The sequence below is a fragment of the Okeania sp. SIO3B5 genome (assembly GCF_010692555.1).
Lineage (GTDB): Bacteria > Cyanobacteriota > Cyanobacteriia > Cyanobacteriales > Microcoleaceae > Okeania.
The window spans coordinates 26,904-45,799 of record NZ_JAAHHG010000035.1 but is presented as its reverse complement, the minus strand read 5'-3'; the positions used below and the strand labels follow the sequence as shown (position 1 = coordinate 45,799).

The following is an 18,896-nucleotide window of genomic DNA, read 5'->3' as shown; positions in this document are numbered from 1 at the left end:
GCTTAAAAACCCTCATAGGCTATTGCGGGAATATACTTAGTAAAACAAAATTAACAGGTGTTATTCAGCATTCAAAGATAAGAGTCTATGTTATAGGGGCGTTTTGCTCCGCAACATATAAAGCGGAGCTTTGCGGAACGCAAATGGCATTCGCTCCTAACCATTGTATGTATAAGATCGACGGAATTATATTACTCCGATTTCATAGATTTTCCATAGATTGATGTTTTATCGATCTATTGGACAATAGTTACAGCAGTTGATGTTTTATCGATCTATTGGACAATAGTTACAGCAGTTGATGTTTTATCGATCTATTGGACAATAGTTACAGCAGTTGATGTTTTATCGATCTATTGGACAATAGTTACAGCAGTTTCCGTGCGTTATGAAGTACATATGCGCAGCAAGTGCAGCAGCTATATCGCTACTTTCATGCAACAAAGCGATCTATAACTATTGCCTGCAAGATACGTCCCACAACAGGGTCAACTCGCCAGTAGTTTTTTCCATCCTTTTTGCTACCGACGGGGGTAGCGAGACTGAGTAAATCTGCCCACTGGAGAGTTTTGTCGATCATTTCTGGGGAAATGTTCTTATCCTCAGCGAGTAAGATTAAATCCTCAACTGATGCTTCCTCTAATTCGGCTAAAATTTTCAACACTTGTTGTCGTTGAGGTTGGGAATCATCAAATCCCATTGATAGATATACCTCCTTTGCAAATTCAGTAGTTTTTAACTGCTGTTCCAAATTATCTAAAGCATCTTGCCATCGACTAGGTTCAGAATTTGCTAGTTTATAGAACTTTTGCAGCAGAAACGACCAATTTCCGGTGACATTAGTAATTTTTTCCCTGACTTGTTTTTTACTGGGAAAACTACAATCTTCTAACCATTGCCACAATGCAACATCATGCCAAGGTTTGAGACTAACAGTTATATCCTTAAACCAATCCCAAATCAAACTTTGATTGACTAACTGCCACGCTTTTTGAGGATTAGTAATGAAAACAATTCGGACAAACCTTTCTTCTGATATCAATCGTCCCACTTTTTGTGTTGCTTCATCAATCCAATCCTTAGTCCAAGAACATGAAGAGGAGACAACAATCAGTGTTGTACCATATTTGTTGCGGTTGTGAATCCAACTATGTAAGCGTTTGCTAAAATCAGTTTGATTGGAACAGTTCTCTAAATAGCGAAAAAATTTATTATCGAACCCTGACTTGAGGAAAACTGGTAAATCGTCAAAACCAGTAGCAGAAGAACCACATATAATAGAAACCTTGTTGCTACTCCGACGCAGTTCTGACTCCTGTTGAACCGTTAAAGGACTTCTCCTGGGGTCATTTTTAGCATCCTTCAGAGGAGCGCGAAAAGTGGCAGGTTCGTATTCTGGTGGAAGCTCGCGGGGTTCAATGAGAGCTGTCTCAATCTCTTCTGGAGTTCCCATAAGTCGTAGAACATTAGTAGTATTTCTGAGGGTGAAGCAACGACCCTCATTGGTGGAACGTAAAACTCCTAATCCCACCATTTCTTCCAACAAAACTCGCATTTCATCAGATGATAAACCTTGAAATCCCTTGTGCCACCAAGTTAACACCTCCTCCCTAATCCAAGACACCGGAAAACCATCCGCTTTACCTTCTTTATTTTCCAAACAATTATAGGCAATGACATAAGCAATTACCTTGTAGCGTTCATCCAGTCCTAGCGTTAACATAAAGCGATAGCGGATTTCCTTTCGCAAATCCAGATTGTGATAAGCTTCATCAACTTGCTCAGACGTAATTATGTAGGGTGGGGTTGTTTTCTGATCAAAAGTTACAAAATCAGGGTTATTAATATGTTTCAGCAACTGTTGGCAGTATAGTTGAATTAAACTAGGATAGTAATTCGTTTGAGATAAAATCCGAGTGACTAGCTCAGGAGAATCAAAATAATACCCAAGACTCGCCAATGGTCGTTCAACTAAAGCTCTTGCTTCCCGAACTTCTCCATTATTTAGCAGAGGACCGATACAGATGGCTTCTCCCAAATGAGCCAAAGGATGATTTTCTAACCTTGTGGTGCGCTGCACATTGTGTAAACCAGCAAAAACAACCTTAAAATGGCGATTTGTTTGATCCATTAATCCTTTCAAACGAGCAGAGCGAATAAAGTCTCCTTGACTATCATCTGTACTCCTCTTCCCATCACTTTCAAGAAATCTATCTGCTTCGTCTAGCAATAGTAGAATGCGTCGTTTTTCATCACCCTCTAACCAGGTTTTGATTTGTTCGAGTAGTTCACTTGCTTTAACGGAGACAGATTTAGTCGCTGGAACTACACCCAGACGTTTAAATTCTATTGCTAATAGATTCCAAATCTCGTCTATATGTTTGTCGTAACAAATTCCTCTGCTTTTAAGATCGATCCACAGTGCTATTTTTCCTTCATTCGGTTTATGAAAAGTTCGTTCAACGTGGCGCAGCAAAACTGTTTTACCCAACTGCCGACCACCATAAATAAAACAAGACTCCATTGGATTAATTATGGAACTTTGCTCTCTCTCCCGCCCATAAAACATTTCTGGTGGCACAAAAGTGATTGTATAAGGTTCTAGCCATGTCAAAGGTAAGGCACAATTAAACAATACTGGTAAACGGGCACCTGGTTGAGTGCATAGGTAAAACATCAAGATATCGTCGATAACAATTAAGGTACGCAAACGCTGCCGACACAAACAGGCTAGGTTTCTACGTTTCTCTAAACTCATTTGCCCAAAACACAATACTATTATAGGTGAACCCTGAAAGTTCTCTCCAATAGCATTGAGAATACCTTCTGCAGTGGTCTCTCTTACAGGAAGGATGGGGTAGTGTCCTTTGGCGTCGGAACCGTAAGCAGGTAGAGGGCAACGATTTCTATCTTCTATGCTTTCAGTCTCAATATTTATCCAGGTATATTGCCCTGTCTGCTTAGTGTCAAGTTTAATGATATTGAAACCAAGAGGCAGCAGGATTTTTCTTATATCTTCTGGTTCGGGTTGTTTTTTTCCTTTGACACTTAACCAAGTCTTGAGCATTTCTGAAGCTTGTTGAGCTTGTTCGCCATCTGGCATCTGTAGTACCCCAATATTTCTGCCTTTTTTCACATTGTCAATCAGTTCTCGTTTTGGTCTACGAGATTTTAATGCCTTATCCATTTCATCTTTTAGATCGGGGTATTTATCCAGGAAGTCTTTAAAAGTATTTCCACTCTCAGTCTCTTCGGGAGGAAGAGGACGACCATCCCTTACTTTATCAATGTATTCATTAGCTGTAAAAATATCACCTTGTTCTAAAACTTTGGAAATGCGGACATAGCTATAATTTTCTGGTTCTAAATCAAGATTATTAAGTTTTTGCCTAACCTCCTCAGTCTCTTCTAAACGCTTATCTTGAATTACTTTATCTATGTTTTTCAGCAAATCCAACTTTTCCGAAAACCGGAGTGTTGACTCTATCGTATTTTCGATGTTTTCAATCTGCGCCACATAATCAGAACGTTCAGTTTCTCGGAGCAAACCAGACACTACTGCATTTTCAACCTGTTTGCTCGTTTGAGCGATCGCTCCTCTCAAATAATTACGACAATTACTAATTTGTCGCTCTCGTTCCTGTTTGAGTCGTTCAATATTAATTGACTCGGAAGGATTAACTTGAAGATACTCAATAATTCGTTCTGTCGCTTCATGGTCTTGTTGTTGGCAACGTTCTTGGAATGCTTGTTGCCAAGTACCACTACCATTGGCAATGGTTTCGACAATTCTCTCAATTCTTTCTTCGGTATTGAAAACATCTAGTTCCCACTCTTCATTCATCGAAAAAGACGGAATTTTTAATAGTGGAGCATGAAGGATATGTCTTGGGTTAGGATTTCCCATTGTTAGGGGTATGTCTGGATCGAAAAGGTGTCGGATGTCTTCAACTGCTTTTCTACAGCAGGAAATTCCAGCTAGTAAAAATACTGGTAATTTTTTCTGTTCCCAAGCATCTAATTCTTTGAGAACAGCTTCTTGACAACTCCAAACTTGCTTTCTTAACTGTTCTGCTTGATTCTGAATATAGTCTTTTTTCTGCTTTGCTCCTGGTCGTGACTCTTGCAATTCGATCCATTCCTGGACTAGATAAACTATTTCACGGACGCGAGTACGAAGTTGAAGCAGACTTTTGCCTTTAATTGCTGTATTAGAGTTGTAACGATAGATTTGACGGTCCATCCGAGCAACTTCCTCATCTAGCTGGGAATTATCAGATAATCTCTGAACCTCCTCTTGGAGTATTGCCAGTTTGCTCAAATCCTTTTGCAAAATTGGAAACAACAACTCGTGGAGTAACTCTTGAGGTTTGAGCCACTGAAGCCAAACTTTCTTAGCTCGTCCGTAAATCATGTCTTGTTGCGGTGCTTGAGACCACCAATACTCAATTTTTTCATGCAATTCATCTGAAGCTTTTTGCCAACTAGCTCGATCTGTGGCTTTTTTTAGAATACTTGGTTCTAGTGCTAGATGTTGGTCTCCGTATTTAGCTACTATTTGACAATAGTTGTAAAATTCTTCGAGTCCTCTTAAACGAAGTTGGTGAAGGATGTTAGAAGCACCAGTATTGGGAGCTAGTAACGCTGGACGTAGTGCAGTTGCTGCTAACAATAACATTACTGCTTGATTCCATTGGTTTTTCTCAGATATTTCCAGACTCTCACTATCACTACTGAAATCGTATTTGAGCCGATAGGCAATTTCTCCAACTTGGGAACGCAAGTGCTGACTTAGAGCTAATGCTCGAATTAACCATGATGGTAAATGTGGGTCTAGTGTGGGATACTGTTGTTCCACCGCAGAAGCTAAATGATAAGCAAAGCTTAGTTGTTGTTCGCGGATTAGTTGCCAAATTAAATCCCGCAAAGCTGTAGAGTTTTTTTCGTTGGTATCATTTTTAATAGATTTAGCGATCGCTTCTGCTGTATCTTCTGCTGAGAAGTTGTAAATAGGTGCTTCTGTTTCTATTTCCTCTTTCGCTACAGTTTCCTCTGCTACTTCTATGTTAGGTAATGCAGTTACTGTCTCCACTGGTGCTTTCTCTGGGATGACTTCAACAGTTGGTTGCGAGAGTGAATCTTCTATGGGAGGTGGAGCGATATTTTCTGGGGAGTAGTTGTCAATAGATTGTTCGGCTTCTATTTCCTCTGGCGCTTCCGTGCTTGGTAATGGTGTTGCTGTCTCTACTGGTGCTTTTTGTGGGATAGGTTCAACAGTTGGTTGCGAGAGTGAATCTTTTATAGGAGGTGGAGCGATCGCATTCTCTTTTGATGGTATTACTTTTTCTGGAGAATGTATCTTGACAAAGTCCTCATCTTCTGATTGTGATTCAACAATTTGTTTTTGCTCTTCTTTTGCTTTTTCTTGGAAAAGGATATTCCCTGTTAATATCGCCATAGCTAAAGGCATTCCAAACGCGGTACTAACGGCTGCCTGTAGTTCAGCTAAATGCTGATAGTCTTGAGATTCCCGTTCTGAAATTAGTTCCAAAAGTTGCGAAAAAGGACGAGTTTTCTCAGTCAAAACTTGAGTTTCTGCATCTACTTCACCTCCCAATATTTGTTGTTTAAGTTCTTGGGCTTTTTCCTGACATTCTACTAAAGGCTGAAAATCGTTATTATTTTGATGATATAGTCTTAAAACCTTTTCCAAAACTGTTAATGCTTCCTGTCTAACTTGCATTATTCGACTCTGTTTTTCTTCTGCTTTCCCAACAGTTTCGAGCAAAGATTCTAGTTCGGAAATAGAAACAATTTTATCCCACTGTGGCTGAGGCGATACTCCTAAAGATTCAGCTACTTTAAGTAGTTGATTTCGGAACTCATAAAAGCTATTTTGCAAAGATTCAAATTGTTTTTGTAAGTCAGTATAATTATTTGGCATAGTTTGAATATATCCCCTGATTTTATTAACTTTCAAATTATTATCTTTATGGTCAATTTTTTCATAATTCAGTAGATTTTGATTGGTATTAATGCAGTCAGTATTTGACGAAATAACTCCCACTATTTCTTGAGTTAAGGCGGTTTTTTGTAAAATATATGTGGCAATTAAATCTCCTTTTTGATTAAGTTTTTGAGGAAAATTATTATTGGTGCTAGTCTGAGGATTAACATTAATATTTTTTTTGATTGAGGTAGACTGAATATGCTCAAATATGGGATGTTTTTCCCGATTGATATTAACTTTTTTAGAGTAAAGATAATCCACTAAAAAACTTCGGATATTTTGACTTCTCAGTTTCTTCAGAGCTTTTTCCTCAATTTGCCTAATTCTTTCCTTGCTAACATTAAATTTATCCCCGATTTGCTGTAAAGTATTCTCACAACCATCATCTAATCCAAATCGCATTTTAATAACATCTCGTTCCCGTTTGCTGAGAGAACAGTGTAAAACTTTTTCTATATCTTCTTTCAAACAAGTCTGTTCTATTTTTTCTCCTAAAGTTTTCCCATCAGATGAAATAAACTCTCCTAATGTAGATTCTTCTTCACTGCCTATTTTTGCATCTAAGGATTTTATAGGTTGAGCATAGTATAGAATATCTTGCAGATTTTCTACACTTAATTCCAGTTCTGTAGCAATTTCATTTTTAGTTGGTTGTCGTCTTTTTTGTTTATATAGTTGTCTAGTGGTTTTCTTAATTTGATAAATTTTTCCCTCAAGATGAACAGGTAAACGAATAGTCCGCCCATGATTGTAAATTGCCCGTGTAATACCTTGACGAATCCACCAGTAAGCATAAGTAGAAAACCTATAGCCCTTGTCTGGTTCAAATTTTTCAACTGCTGTGATTAATCCTAAATTTCCTGACTGAATTAAATCTAAAAATTCTACACCTATATTTTGATATTTTTTAGCAATATTAACTACCAAGCGGAGATTAGAAACTATCATCTTTTCCTTGGCTTTTAGACCTTGAAGTAGGCATTTTTTTAGCTCTGGCAATTCCAACTTTGCAGCTTTAGCCCACTCATCATCCAGAGTTTTTCGCTCCAAAGATTGCTCTAATTTTTTCCTGATTTTTTCTAGTTTTTGTAAATCTGTAACTTGAAATCCTAGTTCAAATTCCTCCTCAGCAGTTAATAGTTTGAATTTACCTATTTCTCGTAGGTATAAACGAAGTATATCTACATCATTTCGATTATTTTTACCTTTCTTTTGAAAAAAAATGCTATCTTTTAATGCTTGATACTGAGTTTGAGGAATTGTTTCTATTTCTCGGTTAAAGACTGCGATTTTTTCGAGTGTATTTAGCTGCTGAAAAGTTGGATTAGTCAGGTCTATCTGCAAAAATTTGCTCTTAACTTTTAGCTTCCAATCATCATCATAAGTAGGCTGGGGGCTGACTAATAAAAGTTGTTTATAATCTTTAGTTGCAAGTAGTAAAAATCTAGAAGGACGTTGACATAAACTTTCAGCGATCGCCCTCATTCTACTCTTAGCTGTTTCCCAAGAATTGAACTCTTTATCTGTAAGTTGAAATAACAATATTTGCAATTCTCCATTGCCTATATCTGCAATGAGATAAGCATCTTTCACCACTTCAAAGCTTCTAGTTGGTAATTCTAATTCTGCTAAACTTAGTGGTTCTACTGTTGTCTTGTAGCCCAGTTTTCCAAAAATATTTGCTATTCCCTGTTGACTATCGGCATTTTGCAAATCTTCTAGTTTTAGGTAGCGCTTCTGCATTTAGATACTATTAATTGATAAAAATTTATGCTTTTGACAGATGTGTAGGTATTTCATGTAACTGTCCTAAATTGAAAATTAATCCAATAGGTGAGAAGTCTACAACTTCCTTATCTATTAAACATCTCCGGAAAATAAATAAACCTTTTAATTAGAGCAGGCTAAGGATACGAAAAATTAACCCTAAAAACTCCTTTTTCGTGCCTTTTGCGTGAAAATATCTTACCTGTTGCCTGTTGCCTGTTGCCTACTCCTACAACAAATCTATATCTTTTTCACCAGAGGTATATTGACAATTTGGAATGCCATACCTAAGTATTTGGCAAACTGAGAATTAGATAGTCCTAAATGTTGTCTGAGAGTTGTGATGAGAAATGGAATATCTACTGAAGTAGTTAGAATCATGGGAGTTATTACAAAAGTCTAGTATCATCCTACCGGATCTAACTTTTGATAGACAATAGTAAAATTACGGTTGTTAATTATTTGAAAAATACTTTTGTCATCAATTAAACTTAAAGGACTATTTGAAACTTGGATTAATTGAGTAACATTATTTTTGTTCATATTCCCATCATTGAAGAAGGCAGAAGGCTGAAAGGAAAATTTCATTAATGGATAATGGATAATGGATAATTGATAATTGATAATTACCTCTGGTTAAAACCGCTCTTGATTGAATATAAGGAGATATTATTTCTTTTTTTACCCTTAAAAGGGGAGGCTTCAAGGCGTGAATTATTTAATTAGGGCTTGCTGGTTAGATCTCAAAGTCTTTACACATAAAGGTTTGAAGATTTTTAGGTATCAAAAAGTTCTAGCTTTTAGGTAGTTCCGGTTCAAAAATGAGCGTATTTTGGGTAGATTATGGCAGAAAAATTAAGGGATGATTCTTCCAACTACCTCCTCTATAATTCCCGATTCCTCCTGAATTCACTGATTCTGACTCGGTCTTCCTACTCTTACCACTCATACTTTTTCAGCAAACCCTAATTATTAATTATTAATTATTAATTATTAATTATTCGGTAACTGGCTAATATCAAGTCACATTAATTAATTACAATGTAAGGACGTTGTATGCAAAGTTCCTATAGGTTAGGAAAAGCAATACTTAGGGCTTGCTGAAAAAGTCTTATGGGTGAAGGTAGGAGACAGGAGACAGGAGACAGGAGACAGGAGAAATGGGAATTTCGAGGAGGTAGGAGTAAGAATTTTCCCAAGATTGTTCTGCCCAACTCTTGAGCAAAATCCTGAATTTTTGAACCATTACCACCTAAAACCTCGCACTTTTTACAGATCTAAAATTGCTCAAACCAATATCAGTCAATAAGCGCGATATTTAATCAGCAAACCCTAATTATAAATGACTTTAGCAGGAAATATTAACTTAATGGAAAACCCAGAAACAATAGCATTACAACTAAACCAACAAGCAGAATTTTATCTCAATCAAGAGGAATTTGAAAAGGCTTATAACGCTTGCTTAAAAGCTTTAGAATTAGTTCCAGATTTTGTACCTGCTAGCAATACCATAGGAAAAATCATGGGAAAAATAGATGTCTTAGATTCAGCTATTGATTGGTATAAAAAAGCTCTGGAAAAACAACCAAATCTAGCTGAACTTCATGCAAATTTAGGGAAAATTTATGTCAAACAACAGCAGTGGCATAAAGCTATTATCTGCTACGAAATAGCCACCAAACTACAACCAAATTTTGCCAGTGCTTATGGTGCCTTAGCAGAAATATGGCATCAAATTGATAAGCCAGAATTAGCTGCCTCTTGTTGGTATCAAGCACTGAATTTAAAACCAGAATGGGCGACAGATTTAGAATATCTGAAATTGGCAAAAAATCTATTAAAGTACGAGCAAAAAAAAGAGGCGATCGCTTGTTATGAACAAGCACTTAAGTTAAATCCAAATCTATCCCAAGCACATCATAATTTAGGAGAAATTTATAGTGGCGAATCAAATTGGCAAGAAGCTATATTAAACTACCAAAAAGCTATTCAACTTAATCCAAAATTTTCCTGGTCTCATCACAGCTTAGGCAAAGCTTTCGCTAATATTCAGAAGTGGAAAAAAGCAATTTCCTCTTATCAACAGGCACTTCAACTAAACCCTGAAGCTGCTGTTACTTATCATTGCCTTGGAGATGCTTTAGTCAATCAAAAAAATTTAGATGCAGCAATTACTGCTTATCGAAAAGCCATAGAATTACAGCCTGAAACTTGGGTGGTTCATCATAAATTAGCAAATATTTTTCAAGAAAAAGAAGAATTAGATAAAGCTATCCTTGCTTACCATCAAGCTATTCAATTAAATCCAGATTTTCTCTGGTCTTACTACAGTTTAGGAGAAACATTCATCAAGTTACAAAGGTGGAATGAAGCAGTAGTAGCTTTTCTTTATGCCTTTAAAATTAATCAATATTTGTCAAACATCCATGAAAAATTAGGATATGCTCTCGAACAACAATCTCAATCAAATTTATCAGAAACTATTCACCATTATTCCCAGATTATTCAAAATCCCCACCAACAAAAATCCAGCACCATTAAAGAATTATCAATTCAGCCAGAAGCACCAGAATTTTACTTAAAATTAGGAAATATACTAGGACATAAAAACTTATTTAATGCAGCAATAATAATTTATAATATCGGCTTGCAAATTCAGCAAAATAATCCAGAAATTACTAACAAACTGACTCAACTAGAAAACAAAAAAAATCAACTAGACCAGGAACTTACTAACTGCCAAAATACCATCAACAAAAATCCCAAAAATTTCCGTCATCACTATCAACTAGGCAACATATTCTTCAAACTTCAGAGATTCGACAAAGCCATAACAACTTACATAAACGCCATTCAACTAAAACCTGAATATCCTTGGTTCTTCTTCTATTCAAACTTATTAAATTTTATTATTAAACAAGGAAAGCTCCAGCAAATATTAGAATTATTTCAAAAAATTACTAAAGAAAACCAAGACAGTATTTGGTCTTACATTAACCTCGGAGAAATTCTCACAGCAACAGGAAACCTAGATGCAGCAATCAAAAATTATCAAACCGCCTCCTACAACAAAACCCTTCAACTTAATCCCTCCTTTGTTAAACAACATTGGAACTTAAAAAATGCCAAAGGTCCTAATTTTATTATTATTGGCGCTCAAAAAAGTGGTACAACTTCACTAGAAAATTATATCGCTCAAAACCCCCATGTTATACCAGCAATAAAAAAAGAAACACATTTTTGGTATCGAGACTTCAACAAAGGAATTAATTGGTATCTTGCCCACTTTCCTCCAATTCCTAAATCAGAAAATTTCATCACCGGAGAAGCAACCCCTAACTATCTAGAAAATTATCAAGCTGCCGAGCGAATATATAATGTATTTCCAGAAGTTAAACTATTAGTAATATTGAGAAATCCTATAGATAGAGCCTTCTCTCAATACCATCATTGGATTAGACTAAATTGGGAAAACCGCTCCTTTGAAACAGCCATAAATTCCGAGTTAGAAATACTCAGAAAAAATCCCGAAAAACCAGAGGGAGACAAAAATTATTGGCAGCAACCAGGTAACTATATAGGGCGTGGTATTTATATAGAATTTATCAATAAATGGTTAGCAGTTTTTCCCAGAGAACAACTACTGATTTTAAAAGGAGAAAACCTTTATGAAAAACCTGTAGAAACAATGAAACAAGTTTTTGAATTTTTAGAACTGCCAGAACATCAACTGTCAGAATATAGAAAGTTAAACCCTGGTTCTTATTCACCAATAAGTAATGAAATGCGCCAGAGGTTGAGTGAATATTTTAAACCTCATAATCAGAGGTTAGAGGAATATTTAGGAATGAATTTTGATTGGGAATAAAATTTAACTTGCTTCAGTTTTGTAGAATAGTTAGGGTTTGCTGAAAAAGTCTTTTAGTAGGGGTAGGAGGTAGGAGACAGGAGACAACCCACCCCTCGCCCCTCCCAGGAGGGGAAGACAGGAGAAATGGGAATGAGTGAGGAGGTAGAAGTAAGAATTGTCCCTCAATTTTTCTGTCCTAGATTTGCCCAAAATGCGCTCTTTTTTGAACGTTTTAGACTAAAACAAGCGTACTTTTTGGGAATCTCATACCAAGCGTGAAAAAAGAATGTTACGAATAATAAGTGTAATAAAAAGATTTTGCCGGAAATGTCCCTTTGAGACAAAAGAGAATTTACGACCTAAAAACTGGTATTGAAGCTATTCCCATACGAATTCAAAATTCAGAATTATGACTTCTAAGAAATAGCCTAGCTATTTGTAGTAAACATTTATCAAATTGGTATCATAAGGCTACAACCAATATCAGTCAATGCTTTGATAGTTAATCAGCAAACCCTAGTTAAAATCAAACTAAATTACATTGAAAAGTATCGTCATTTTTAATATAAGGAGTAGTTTATGGGAAGAAAGATTTTAAAAGGTAAAGATGCAAAAATGCTTCAAAAGCCTCTAAAAAAAGATATTAAATGGACTCCAAAAAAATTAACTCTTGCCGGAATAGGTTTATTAGTTCCTTATACTGCAATTCTCGTCTATATCATATTTTCTGGAGTACCTTTAGGTTTAGTGATTCTGATGATAGCATTTCCTGTGATATTTTTCGTGGGATATTCTCTACTATATTATTTAACAAAAAATCTCTGAAAAAGTCGCAGTTTTTGACTTAATGAAGTATCAAGTATTAGAGCTTTTTGGAACAGAAAATACCAGATATTAGGTAAAAGTTTCATGATTTTTATCTACTTTGAAAATTTTTCACAAATTTTGAAAATATATATTACGTTGAGTCACCCTTTTTTCAGTGAACAACGTAGATTATACACACGGAGTTAGACTCAAACTAAGTGTATAAATCTAGCTAGTTAGAAGAGCAGCAATAACTTTTGTTCTTTCTCCGCGGAATGTCCAAGGTTTGAGGAAGTGCTTAAGACAATTAAGACAATAAACCTCGCGAACATTATTTATTTTTTCTCATAAAACTGAAATATAGAAGCCTACCTAAATTAAAAGCGCCCCGAACTTAAAAAAGTACGGGGCAATATTCGGAAACGAACTCAAGGCTATTTATTTGTTATTAGGTAGTCTAATTCGTTGTTGTTTACAATCAGCCCGATCCTTTGGACCTATCTTGAAGTTTAACGAAGACCCAGCTTTCCAGTTTAAAGTTAGTTCTTCCGTAAGAAACACAAGTATCAGTACCAAAAAGATCAATCCACCTAATAACACAATTGTCATAGGCTGATTGGATACTGCGGTTATTCATGTACAGTTCTTGTACTCTAAAAATTTTAGAGTACACTAACTAATATAGCAGTAAACTCTGGCATATTTACAGTCCAATAAATTTTTAATATTTATTTAAGATTTTGTGGGCTACAGGCTCTTTGTAAAAAAAGAGAGGAAGTAATGAAAGAAAGAGCGATTGAAGATTATATATACTTAGGTTCATCAGTTCATTTCATTAAAAACATAACAAAAAATCAATCTTTACGTGATAATAATACTGGTAATAGTGATACTTATAGTACTTTACTGGTCATAGAATTACTTTTGAAAAAAATAGAGGATTTGGGGTTCACGAATACTATAGACTCAGTTGCTTTTAAGCAGCTAAGAGAAATAAACATTGAACTAGAAAAATCTTCTAAAATTAGTGATGAGCAAGTAAATAGATTAAGAGGTATTGCTGAAAATTTAGAGTCGTTTTTACATGAAGAGTGTAATCAAAAATCAATTATTGAATTAGATTCTGAGGAGAAATTACCTATGAATTCTCATCCTCCTAATGATGATAATGATGATTGGAAAAAGTCAATTGCAGACTATCCAAAGCAACATCCTGTCTTGACTTTTTTGTTGATGGCGATAATATTGGGGTTGATAGGTTTTGCATTTCATCTAGTTGGAAAAGGATTAATCACTTTTCCAGATAAACTAGAACCAACAAATCCAGAAGAAGAAAATTCTTTAGTGACAGTAAATTTATTTTGTAGCTGGAAAAGCCAGGGAAATTTGACTAAACCGATAGAAGCAGCAGCAGTTACGGCAACATCTATGAGAACTGGAAATTCAATTAATGTTCTAGGTAAAGGAATTGATAGTGATGGACGAATCACACTTGAGATGGAAAAAAATGATCGTGTTTCAGTTACAATTAGACATCCTGATATACGTGATTCGCAAGTTACTATACCTAATATTATAATAAATAAAAATGAATCAAGGCTAAAAGAACAAAATTACACTGTTAGTCGCACAAACTGTTATTTTGACCGTAAGCAACCTTGAAGAAATTTGACAAAAAATTGTTAGTGAGCTTAAATAACTGACAATTGCTCTCCCAAAACCCAGACTGGTAGGTGTTGCTGATTTTGGGTATGATTTGTATTTTTTGACGATTGCTAAACTATTGAATGACAAATATTTGAAATTCTTCAGTTTTTCTTTTCATACCTTGATTCAGCAACGCCAACTGCTGCTATATAAGCGTTGAGCTAAGTCATTTGTGCTTAAGTTTGACTAAAAATTTACATCCACATAGGAAAAGGATTTAATTCCTCTTCCTTTAAAGACTCTTTCAAGCATCCCATTTTCACCGGAACATCATACAATCTTCCTAACCCTAATCTCTTCCACATATGACGCATTCCTGGAACAATTACCTTAGCTACCCTCAACCCAACATCACTACGAGTCTGGTCTAATACTAATAATTCCATATCATTTTTCTCCACAATTTCCTGACACAATTTAACATCCTCTAATAGATCGTCACTAGCTAATTGAAAATAATCACTACTTTTTTTCGACATAACTTCATTATTAGGAACCAGATAAGGTTGATTAATTAAAGTTGCAGTTTGCCACCATTTAAGTGCTAATACATCAGCAGAAGGAGGATAATTAGTTGTGCCATCATCCTGAAAAGATACTACATTAGGTAATATTTGATTCGCCTCAGTTAACGCCCGACTAATAGCGATTTCCGGGTCAAAATGCGCCCCATATCCCAACACAATATCTTCTACCTCTCTATCCTTTCTCGAACTAATAGCAGCAAAACAAGGAATATTCAAATCACTCGTAATATCTAACACCCATAAATCCCGATTCAGACTTTCATAATATTGTTTTAACTGCTGGAAATAAGGCTGTTCAAAACTGTCTAAATCCACTTGAGGTTTTGATAAACGATTGTACCACCATAAAGCCACACAATCTCTTTCTACCAACTCCATAAACCCTTGTAAAATTGCCTCCTCTATCGTATTTCCCGCCGCACAACCATTAGAATCACCCCAACAATCTAATAAATCAGAAGAATCAGATTCAGGATAACCATAGTAACAATAAGCAGTAGGTAAATATTTAAATTCCTGAGCGGTTAAAGACCATACAGGAGTCCAATCAATTACCCTCGTTTCATCAAAGGGTTCCGGTACTTTTTGAAACCACCCTTTACACTCAACATTCCACTCTTTTCGATTTTGATATTGTTGCTCACTAAAAATCATGCACCGATTCGGATGAATAGCTTTTTCTCCCAATTTTTCATAACTCCCTTGCTCCCTAATTTCATCTCCTTGAAACACCCCAGAATAACGTTCGATCGCCTCACAAAAACCACTTGCTCTTGCCTGACTATCAGTTCTCCCTTTCCCCGCACTTCTGCCACCCATATTTTGCCGTAAGCTATCTAAATTGTTGAAAACATTACGAAAATGATGTCTTGCTACATAAGTATGAAGTAATCCTTGACTGGGAATTTTTGCTAATTCTCGCACAACACCTGTAATCGGACTAATATGATGTTGATATCTCCTCAAAGTTTCTTCGGGAGAACAAAAACGATGTCCGCCATCGGCAGTAAAGGCTTTTTTTCGATGTCCTAAAACTACAGGTAAAGGTTGTTTATTAAATACATTTCCGCAGCTATGACATTGAGGACGTTTAACTAAAATGTGGTTTTGAGTTTGTAGAGTTAGATGGTCATAAGTAATCAGATTTCCTGCTAATCTAGGATTGCCTTTTTGGATAATCCATTTAAAAATTTCTGTTGCAGCTATATTTAAAGTTGTTTGGATTGTTGCCTGAGAAAAACCAAGGGGAGAAGTTAAAAGTTTTGCTTTTTCTTTCTTTCTATTAATAAACTCTTCAATCGGTCGATTATCTCGCCAACGTTGAGCAAAACAATCCCAACATCCTGTTTGATTAGGTTGAAATAAAGGTCCTATCCAAGAAATAGTTCCTAATGGTTTGATTAACATCCAAGGAGTTTGAGAGGCTAAAGCTTGTTGATTAAATTCAGCTAAATTAGGGTGGAGATAATCGTCAGTTAGAATAATCGTTAAATCTCCTGATTCAGCTACTTGAATCTGAAAAGATTTTAACAGGGAAATAAAATCTTCATCTGTGGCTGAACCTAATGTTTTGACAGTAACTTTAGTCGATTGTAATTGATGACTAGCTTGGGAATGAGAAATCTGAAGATGATGACAAAGAATAGCTAAGTTAGACGGTAATAAATCATTCTTTTCTAATAGATATCCTTGTTTGTGTAATTGAAATAGAGCTTGTTGGATTTTAATACTAAAATTCAGAATCTCTTGGAAAAAATTAGGATTGTCTTGTATTAATTCTTGGTCTTGTAGAATTTCTAATTGCAAAATATCGATAATTTCATCAACATTACGTTCACCATCAATTAACTGAACTAAACGATAATAAAGAGGATCTTGTAAACATACAGATTCTCTTTCAGATATGAAAAATACGGTATCTGGTTCTAGGGCTTCAACTAAGTAAGCGGGATTAAAATCAGGTTGATTGAGCATATTTGTCAATTTGTCAAATTTTCTTGCCAAAATAATTTTATTCTACTAGACTGACACACCTTAAATAGGGTTTGCTGAAAAAGTCTTTTTTAAGGAGTAGGGGACCCACCCCTAACCCCTCCCAGGAGGGGAGTAGGGGAGAATTTTTTCCCAACTATGCGCTAAAAATGCGCTCCATGCATGAGCATGAAAAGCTGAAAACCATGTACTTTTTCAATACCTAAAAAAGCACTTACCTTTATCTGGTAATTATTTGAGATTTAATCAGCAAACCCTAAATAGTGCATTAGCTTTTTTCGTCACCCCATCCCCCCATCACCCTATCCCCCCATCACCCCATTTTCTAATGCAACATTTAAGATGAAACAGTCCAGTAGACTGACACAGCTAAAACTGTGCATTAGCTTTTAACTTGAAAATTCTTACTTTTGACTTTTGACTTTTGACTTTTGAATTTAATCTAATACACCATTTAAGGTGTGTCAGTCCACTACAAGGGTAATTTATGGAGCATTGGCAGAGTCCAGGGACACCTAATATTGCGACTCTCAAAATAAAATCAACAATGGCAACGTAATACTTTTCCTTCTTCCTTCTTCCTTCCTTCCTCTTCCCTCTTCCTTCTTCCCTCTTCCCTCTTCCTTCTTTCTTCTTTCTTCTTCCCTCTTCCTTCTTTCTCCTGCTATACAGAGAATTAGGAGTAAATACTGATACATGAATTGAATTATTATTACCCAGTACTACATATATTTACAGATACACTTATTCTTTGATAATTATGACTTCTACCTATTAATACTTAAGCTCCTAACTTACCTTAAAGATTGTGTAAATTGTTACTATTGTAGTGGCAGATCGACTTCTCGGTAGCTTAGATTGGAATTGAAACAACAAACTTGAGAAGCAAAGCAGATGAATAAGTGCAAATCATTTTTAGCATTAGCAGCATTAACAATAGGATTTTTAGGAGCGCCAGTTTCAGCAAATGCTTTTACTCTGGGAGGTGTTATCAATGGCGAAGAAGCTTTTAATGAACTAGATGCGACAATAGATGTTGCCGCAGAAGGGCGAATTGGAGACCTATCAGGAGCAGCAGAACATGAATTTAATATTCATTACGATAATGAAAATGGCCATCAAATAGTTCCCACTGAGTACCGTAGATTTGATTGGGTAAGCGGACAAGGAGAAGATTTCACTCTGACATTCGACGACAGTACACTAACCTACGAAATTGGTGGAAAAACTTTGGAATATGGTATTACAGATACTTTTAACGATCTATTTATCCGCACAACAGCTCGTAAGCAAGGTAATAGTGTTGTGGTAGATAATCTAATGCTAAATGGTCAGGCGATCGCGGAAAATTCTAGTTTTGTCTGCTCTGAAGAGGGATGTGGTTATTGGAATAGTTCCCAATATTTATGGTTAACCGATCTAGAGGAGAGTTTCACATTGAAGGGTACAACAACTATGACGTGACGTTCTCCTACATCAAATCAAAGATTATGATGTAGGCTTCCCCACCTCACGGATGCGGGCTTTCTGTTTCACAGGGAGTGCAACCACTTAACCCTCCGCAGACAGAGACGATGGGACCCACCGCCTTTTTGTACTGAACAATTCTGTACTCATCTAGGACCCTCAAGAGTTTTACCTTTTCACGGGCTGACTAGAACTTCTGAATTGAACCCCATACTCTATGTTGTTTTCTATGTACTGTTATCAGGTGCGTATTACCGCCACTCCTGATATAATCATCATAACACAAATATGCATACAATGACAAGAAATAAACCGGTAGTAATTCGAGTAAATCAAGTAAATTATGAAAAAATTAATCGCGTCTGCTAAAAGGAAAGACTTATCTGTTGCCCAAATCATTCGAGACTACATCAAGGGTTTACCGAAAAATCCCGCTCAAGCGGACGCTACGCGGTTTATTTGTTGGTCGGCAATTCCCCTCCCGTTAACATTCGTATAACGGGAGACCCCTTGCCGACATCAAAGTTGGACTGGAGATGCTAAAGACCTTAAAGATAAGACAGCTCCCCATCGCTCGCAACTAGCATTTCAAGTTAAACTAGGGGATGTGATTATGGGAGAAGTATTGGCAGATGAATTAGCAACAGTGCCAGAACCGATTTCTATGCCACTATTTTCTGTTGGTGTTGTGAGTTTAGCAATGGCTAGTTTGCGTCGTCAGCAGAAAGGTTGACGAAGTCAGAACTCAGAAGTCAGAAGTCAGAAGTCA

Annotated in this window: 10 protein-coding genes; 5 read left to right on the top strand and 5 right to left on the bottom strand. The window is 36.1% G+C overall.

Annotated features, from left to right (window positions below; translation table 11 throughout):
• Positions 1–433: 433 nt before the first annotated feature.
• The 3 genes from F6K54_RS07810 to F6K54_RS07800 form a co-directional block, all read right to left on the bottom strand.
• On the bottom strand, positions 434–7,753 hold the full coding sequence (locus F6K54_RS07810) for a sigma-70 family RNA polymerase sigma factor (RefSeq protein ID WP_293076214.1): 7,320 nt from the start codon (positions 7,751–7,753) through the stop codon (positions 434–436).
• Between the two features lie 264 nt (positions 7,754–8,017).
• Positions 8,018–8,158, bottom strand: a complete 141-nt coding sequence (locus F6K54_RS07805; RefSeq protein ID WP_293076212.1) for a hypothetical protein — start codon at positions 8,156–8,158, stop codon at positions 8,018–8,020.
• 24 nt (positions 8,159–8,182) lie between these two features.
• Positions 8,183–8,365, bottom strand: coding sequence for a hypothetical protein (locus F6K54_RS07800; protein WP_293076210.1), 183 nt, complete (start codon positions 8,363–8,365; stop codon positions 8,183–8,185).
• 754 nt (positions 8,366–9,119) lie between these two features.
• Between F6K54_RS07800 and F6K54_RS07795 the strand changes: the two genes are divergently transcribed.
• The 3 genes from F6K54_RS07795 (at position 9,120) to F6K54_RS07785 (ending at position 14,096) form a co-directional block, all read left to right on the top strand.
• Positions 9,120–11,645 carry a tetratricopeptide repeat-containing sulfotransferase family protein gene (locus F6K54_RS07795; RefSeq protein ID WP_293076208.1) on the top strand — a complete coding sequence of 842 codons (2,526 nt, stop codon included), beginning with the start codon at positions 9,120–9,122 and terminating at the stop codon, positions 11,643–11,645.
• A gap of 561 nt (positions 11,646–12,206) precedes the next feature.
• The gene (locus tag F6K54_RS07790) at positions 12,207–12,452 is read left to right on the top strand and encodes a hypothetical protein (protein ID WP_293076206.1); all 246 of its coding nucleotides are present in this window, start codon (positions 12,207–12,209) and stop codon (positions 12,450–12,452) included.
• Between the two features lie 762 nt (positions 12,453–13,214).
• Positions 13,215–14,096: a hypothetical protein gene (locus tag F6K54_RS07785; protein WP_293076204.1), complete on the top strand. Its 882-nt coding sequence runs from the start codon at positions 13,215–13,217 to the stop codon at positions 14,094–14,096.
• 239 nt (positions 14,097–14,335) lie between these two features.
• On the opposite strand, the gene F6K54_RS07780 is transcribed toward F6K54_RS07785, so the two are convergent.
• Together F6K54_RS07780 and F6K54_RS07775 are read right to left on the bottom strand one after the other, a co-directional pair.
• Entirely contained in the window at positions 14,336–16,672 is a 2,337-nt protein-coding gene (locus tag F6K54_RS07780; RefSeq protein WP_293076202.1) for a TOMM precursor leader peptide-binding protein, read from the bottom strand.
• 518 nt (positions 16,673–17,190) lie between these two features.
• Positions 17,191–17,358 carry a hypothetical protein gene (locus F6K54_RS07775; RefSeq protein WP_293076200.1) on the bottom strand — a complete coding sequence of 56 codons (168 nt, stop codon included), beginning with the start codon at positions 17,356–17,358 and terminating at the stop codon, positions 17,191–17,193.
• Between the two features lie 196 nt (positions 17,359–17,554).
• Between F6K54_RS07775 and F6K54_RS07770 the strand changes: the two genes are divergently transcribed.
• Both F6K54_RS07770 and F6K54_RS07765 read left to right on the top strand, forming a co-directional pair.
• The gene (locus tag F6K54_RS07770) at positions 17,555–18,124 is read left to right on the top strand and encodes a choice-of-anchor W domain-containing protein (RefSeq protein ID WP_293076198.1); all 570 of its coding nucleotides are present in this window, start codon (positions 17,555–17,557) and stop codon (positions 18,122–18,124) included.
• 616 nt (positions 18,125–18,740) lie between these two features.
• Positions 18,741–18,860, top strand: coding sequence for a PEP-CTERM sorting domain-containing protein (locus F6K54_RS07765; protein ID WP_293076197.1), 120 nt, complete (start codon positions 18,741–18,743; stop codon positions 18,858–18,860).
• Positions 18,861–18,896 lie beyond the last annotated feature (36 nt).

Coding starts and splice junctions, on each gene's coding strand:
- F6K54_RS07810 (WP_293076214.1), bottom strand. CDS start 7,753: ATGCAGAAGCGCTACCTAAAACTAGAAGATTTGCAAAATGCCGATAGT.
- F6K54_RS07805 (WP_293076212.1), bottom strand. CDS start 8,158: ATGATTCTAACTACTTCAGTAGATATTCCATTTCTCATCACAACTCTC.
- F6K54_RS07800 (WP_293076210.1), bottom strand. CDS start 8,365: ATGAAATTTTCCTTTCAGCCTTCTGCCTTCTTCAATGATGGGAATATG.
- F6K54_RS07795 (WP_293076208.1), top strand. CDS start 9,120: ATGACTTTAGCAGGAAATATTAACTTAATGGAAAACCCAGAAACAATA.
- F6K54_RS07790 (WP_293076206.1), top strand. CDS start 12,207: ATGGGAAGAAAGATTTTAAAAGGTAAAGATGCAAAAATGCTTCAAAAG.
- F6K54_RS07785 (WP_293076204.1), top strand. CDS start 13,215: ATGAAAGAAAGAGCGATTGAAGATTATATATACTTAGGTTCATCAGTT.
- F6K54_RS07775 (WP_293076200.1), bottom strand. CDS start 17,358: ATGTATCAGTATTTACTCCTAATTCTCTGTATAGCAGGAGAAAGAAGG.
- F6K54_RS07770 (WP_293076198.1), top strand. CDS start 17,555: ATGAATAAGTGCAAATCATTTTTAGCATTAGCAGCATTAACAATAGGA.
- F6K54_RS07765 (WP_293076197.1), top strand. CDS start 18,741: ATGGGAGAAGTATTGGCAGATGAATTAGCAACAGTGCCAGAACCGATT.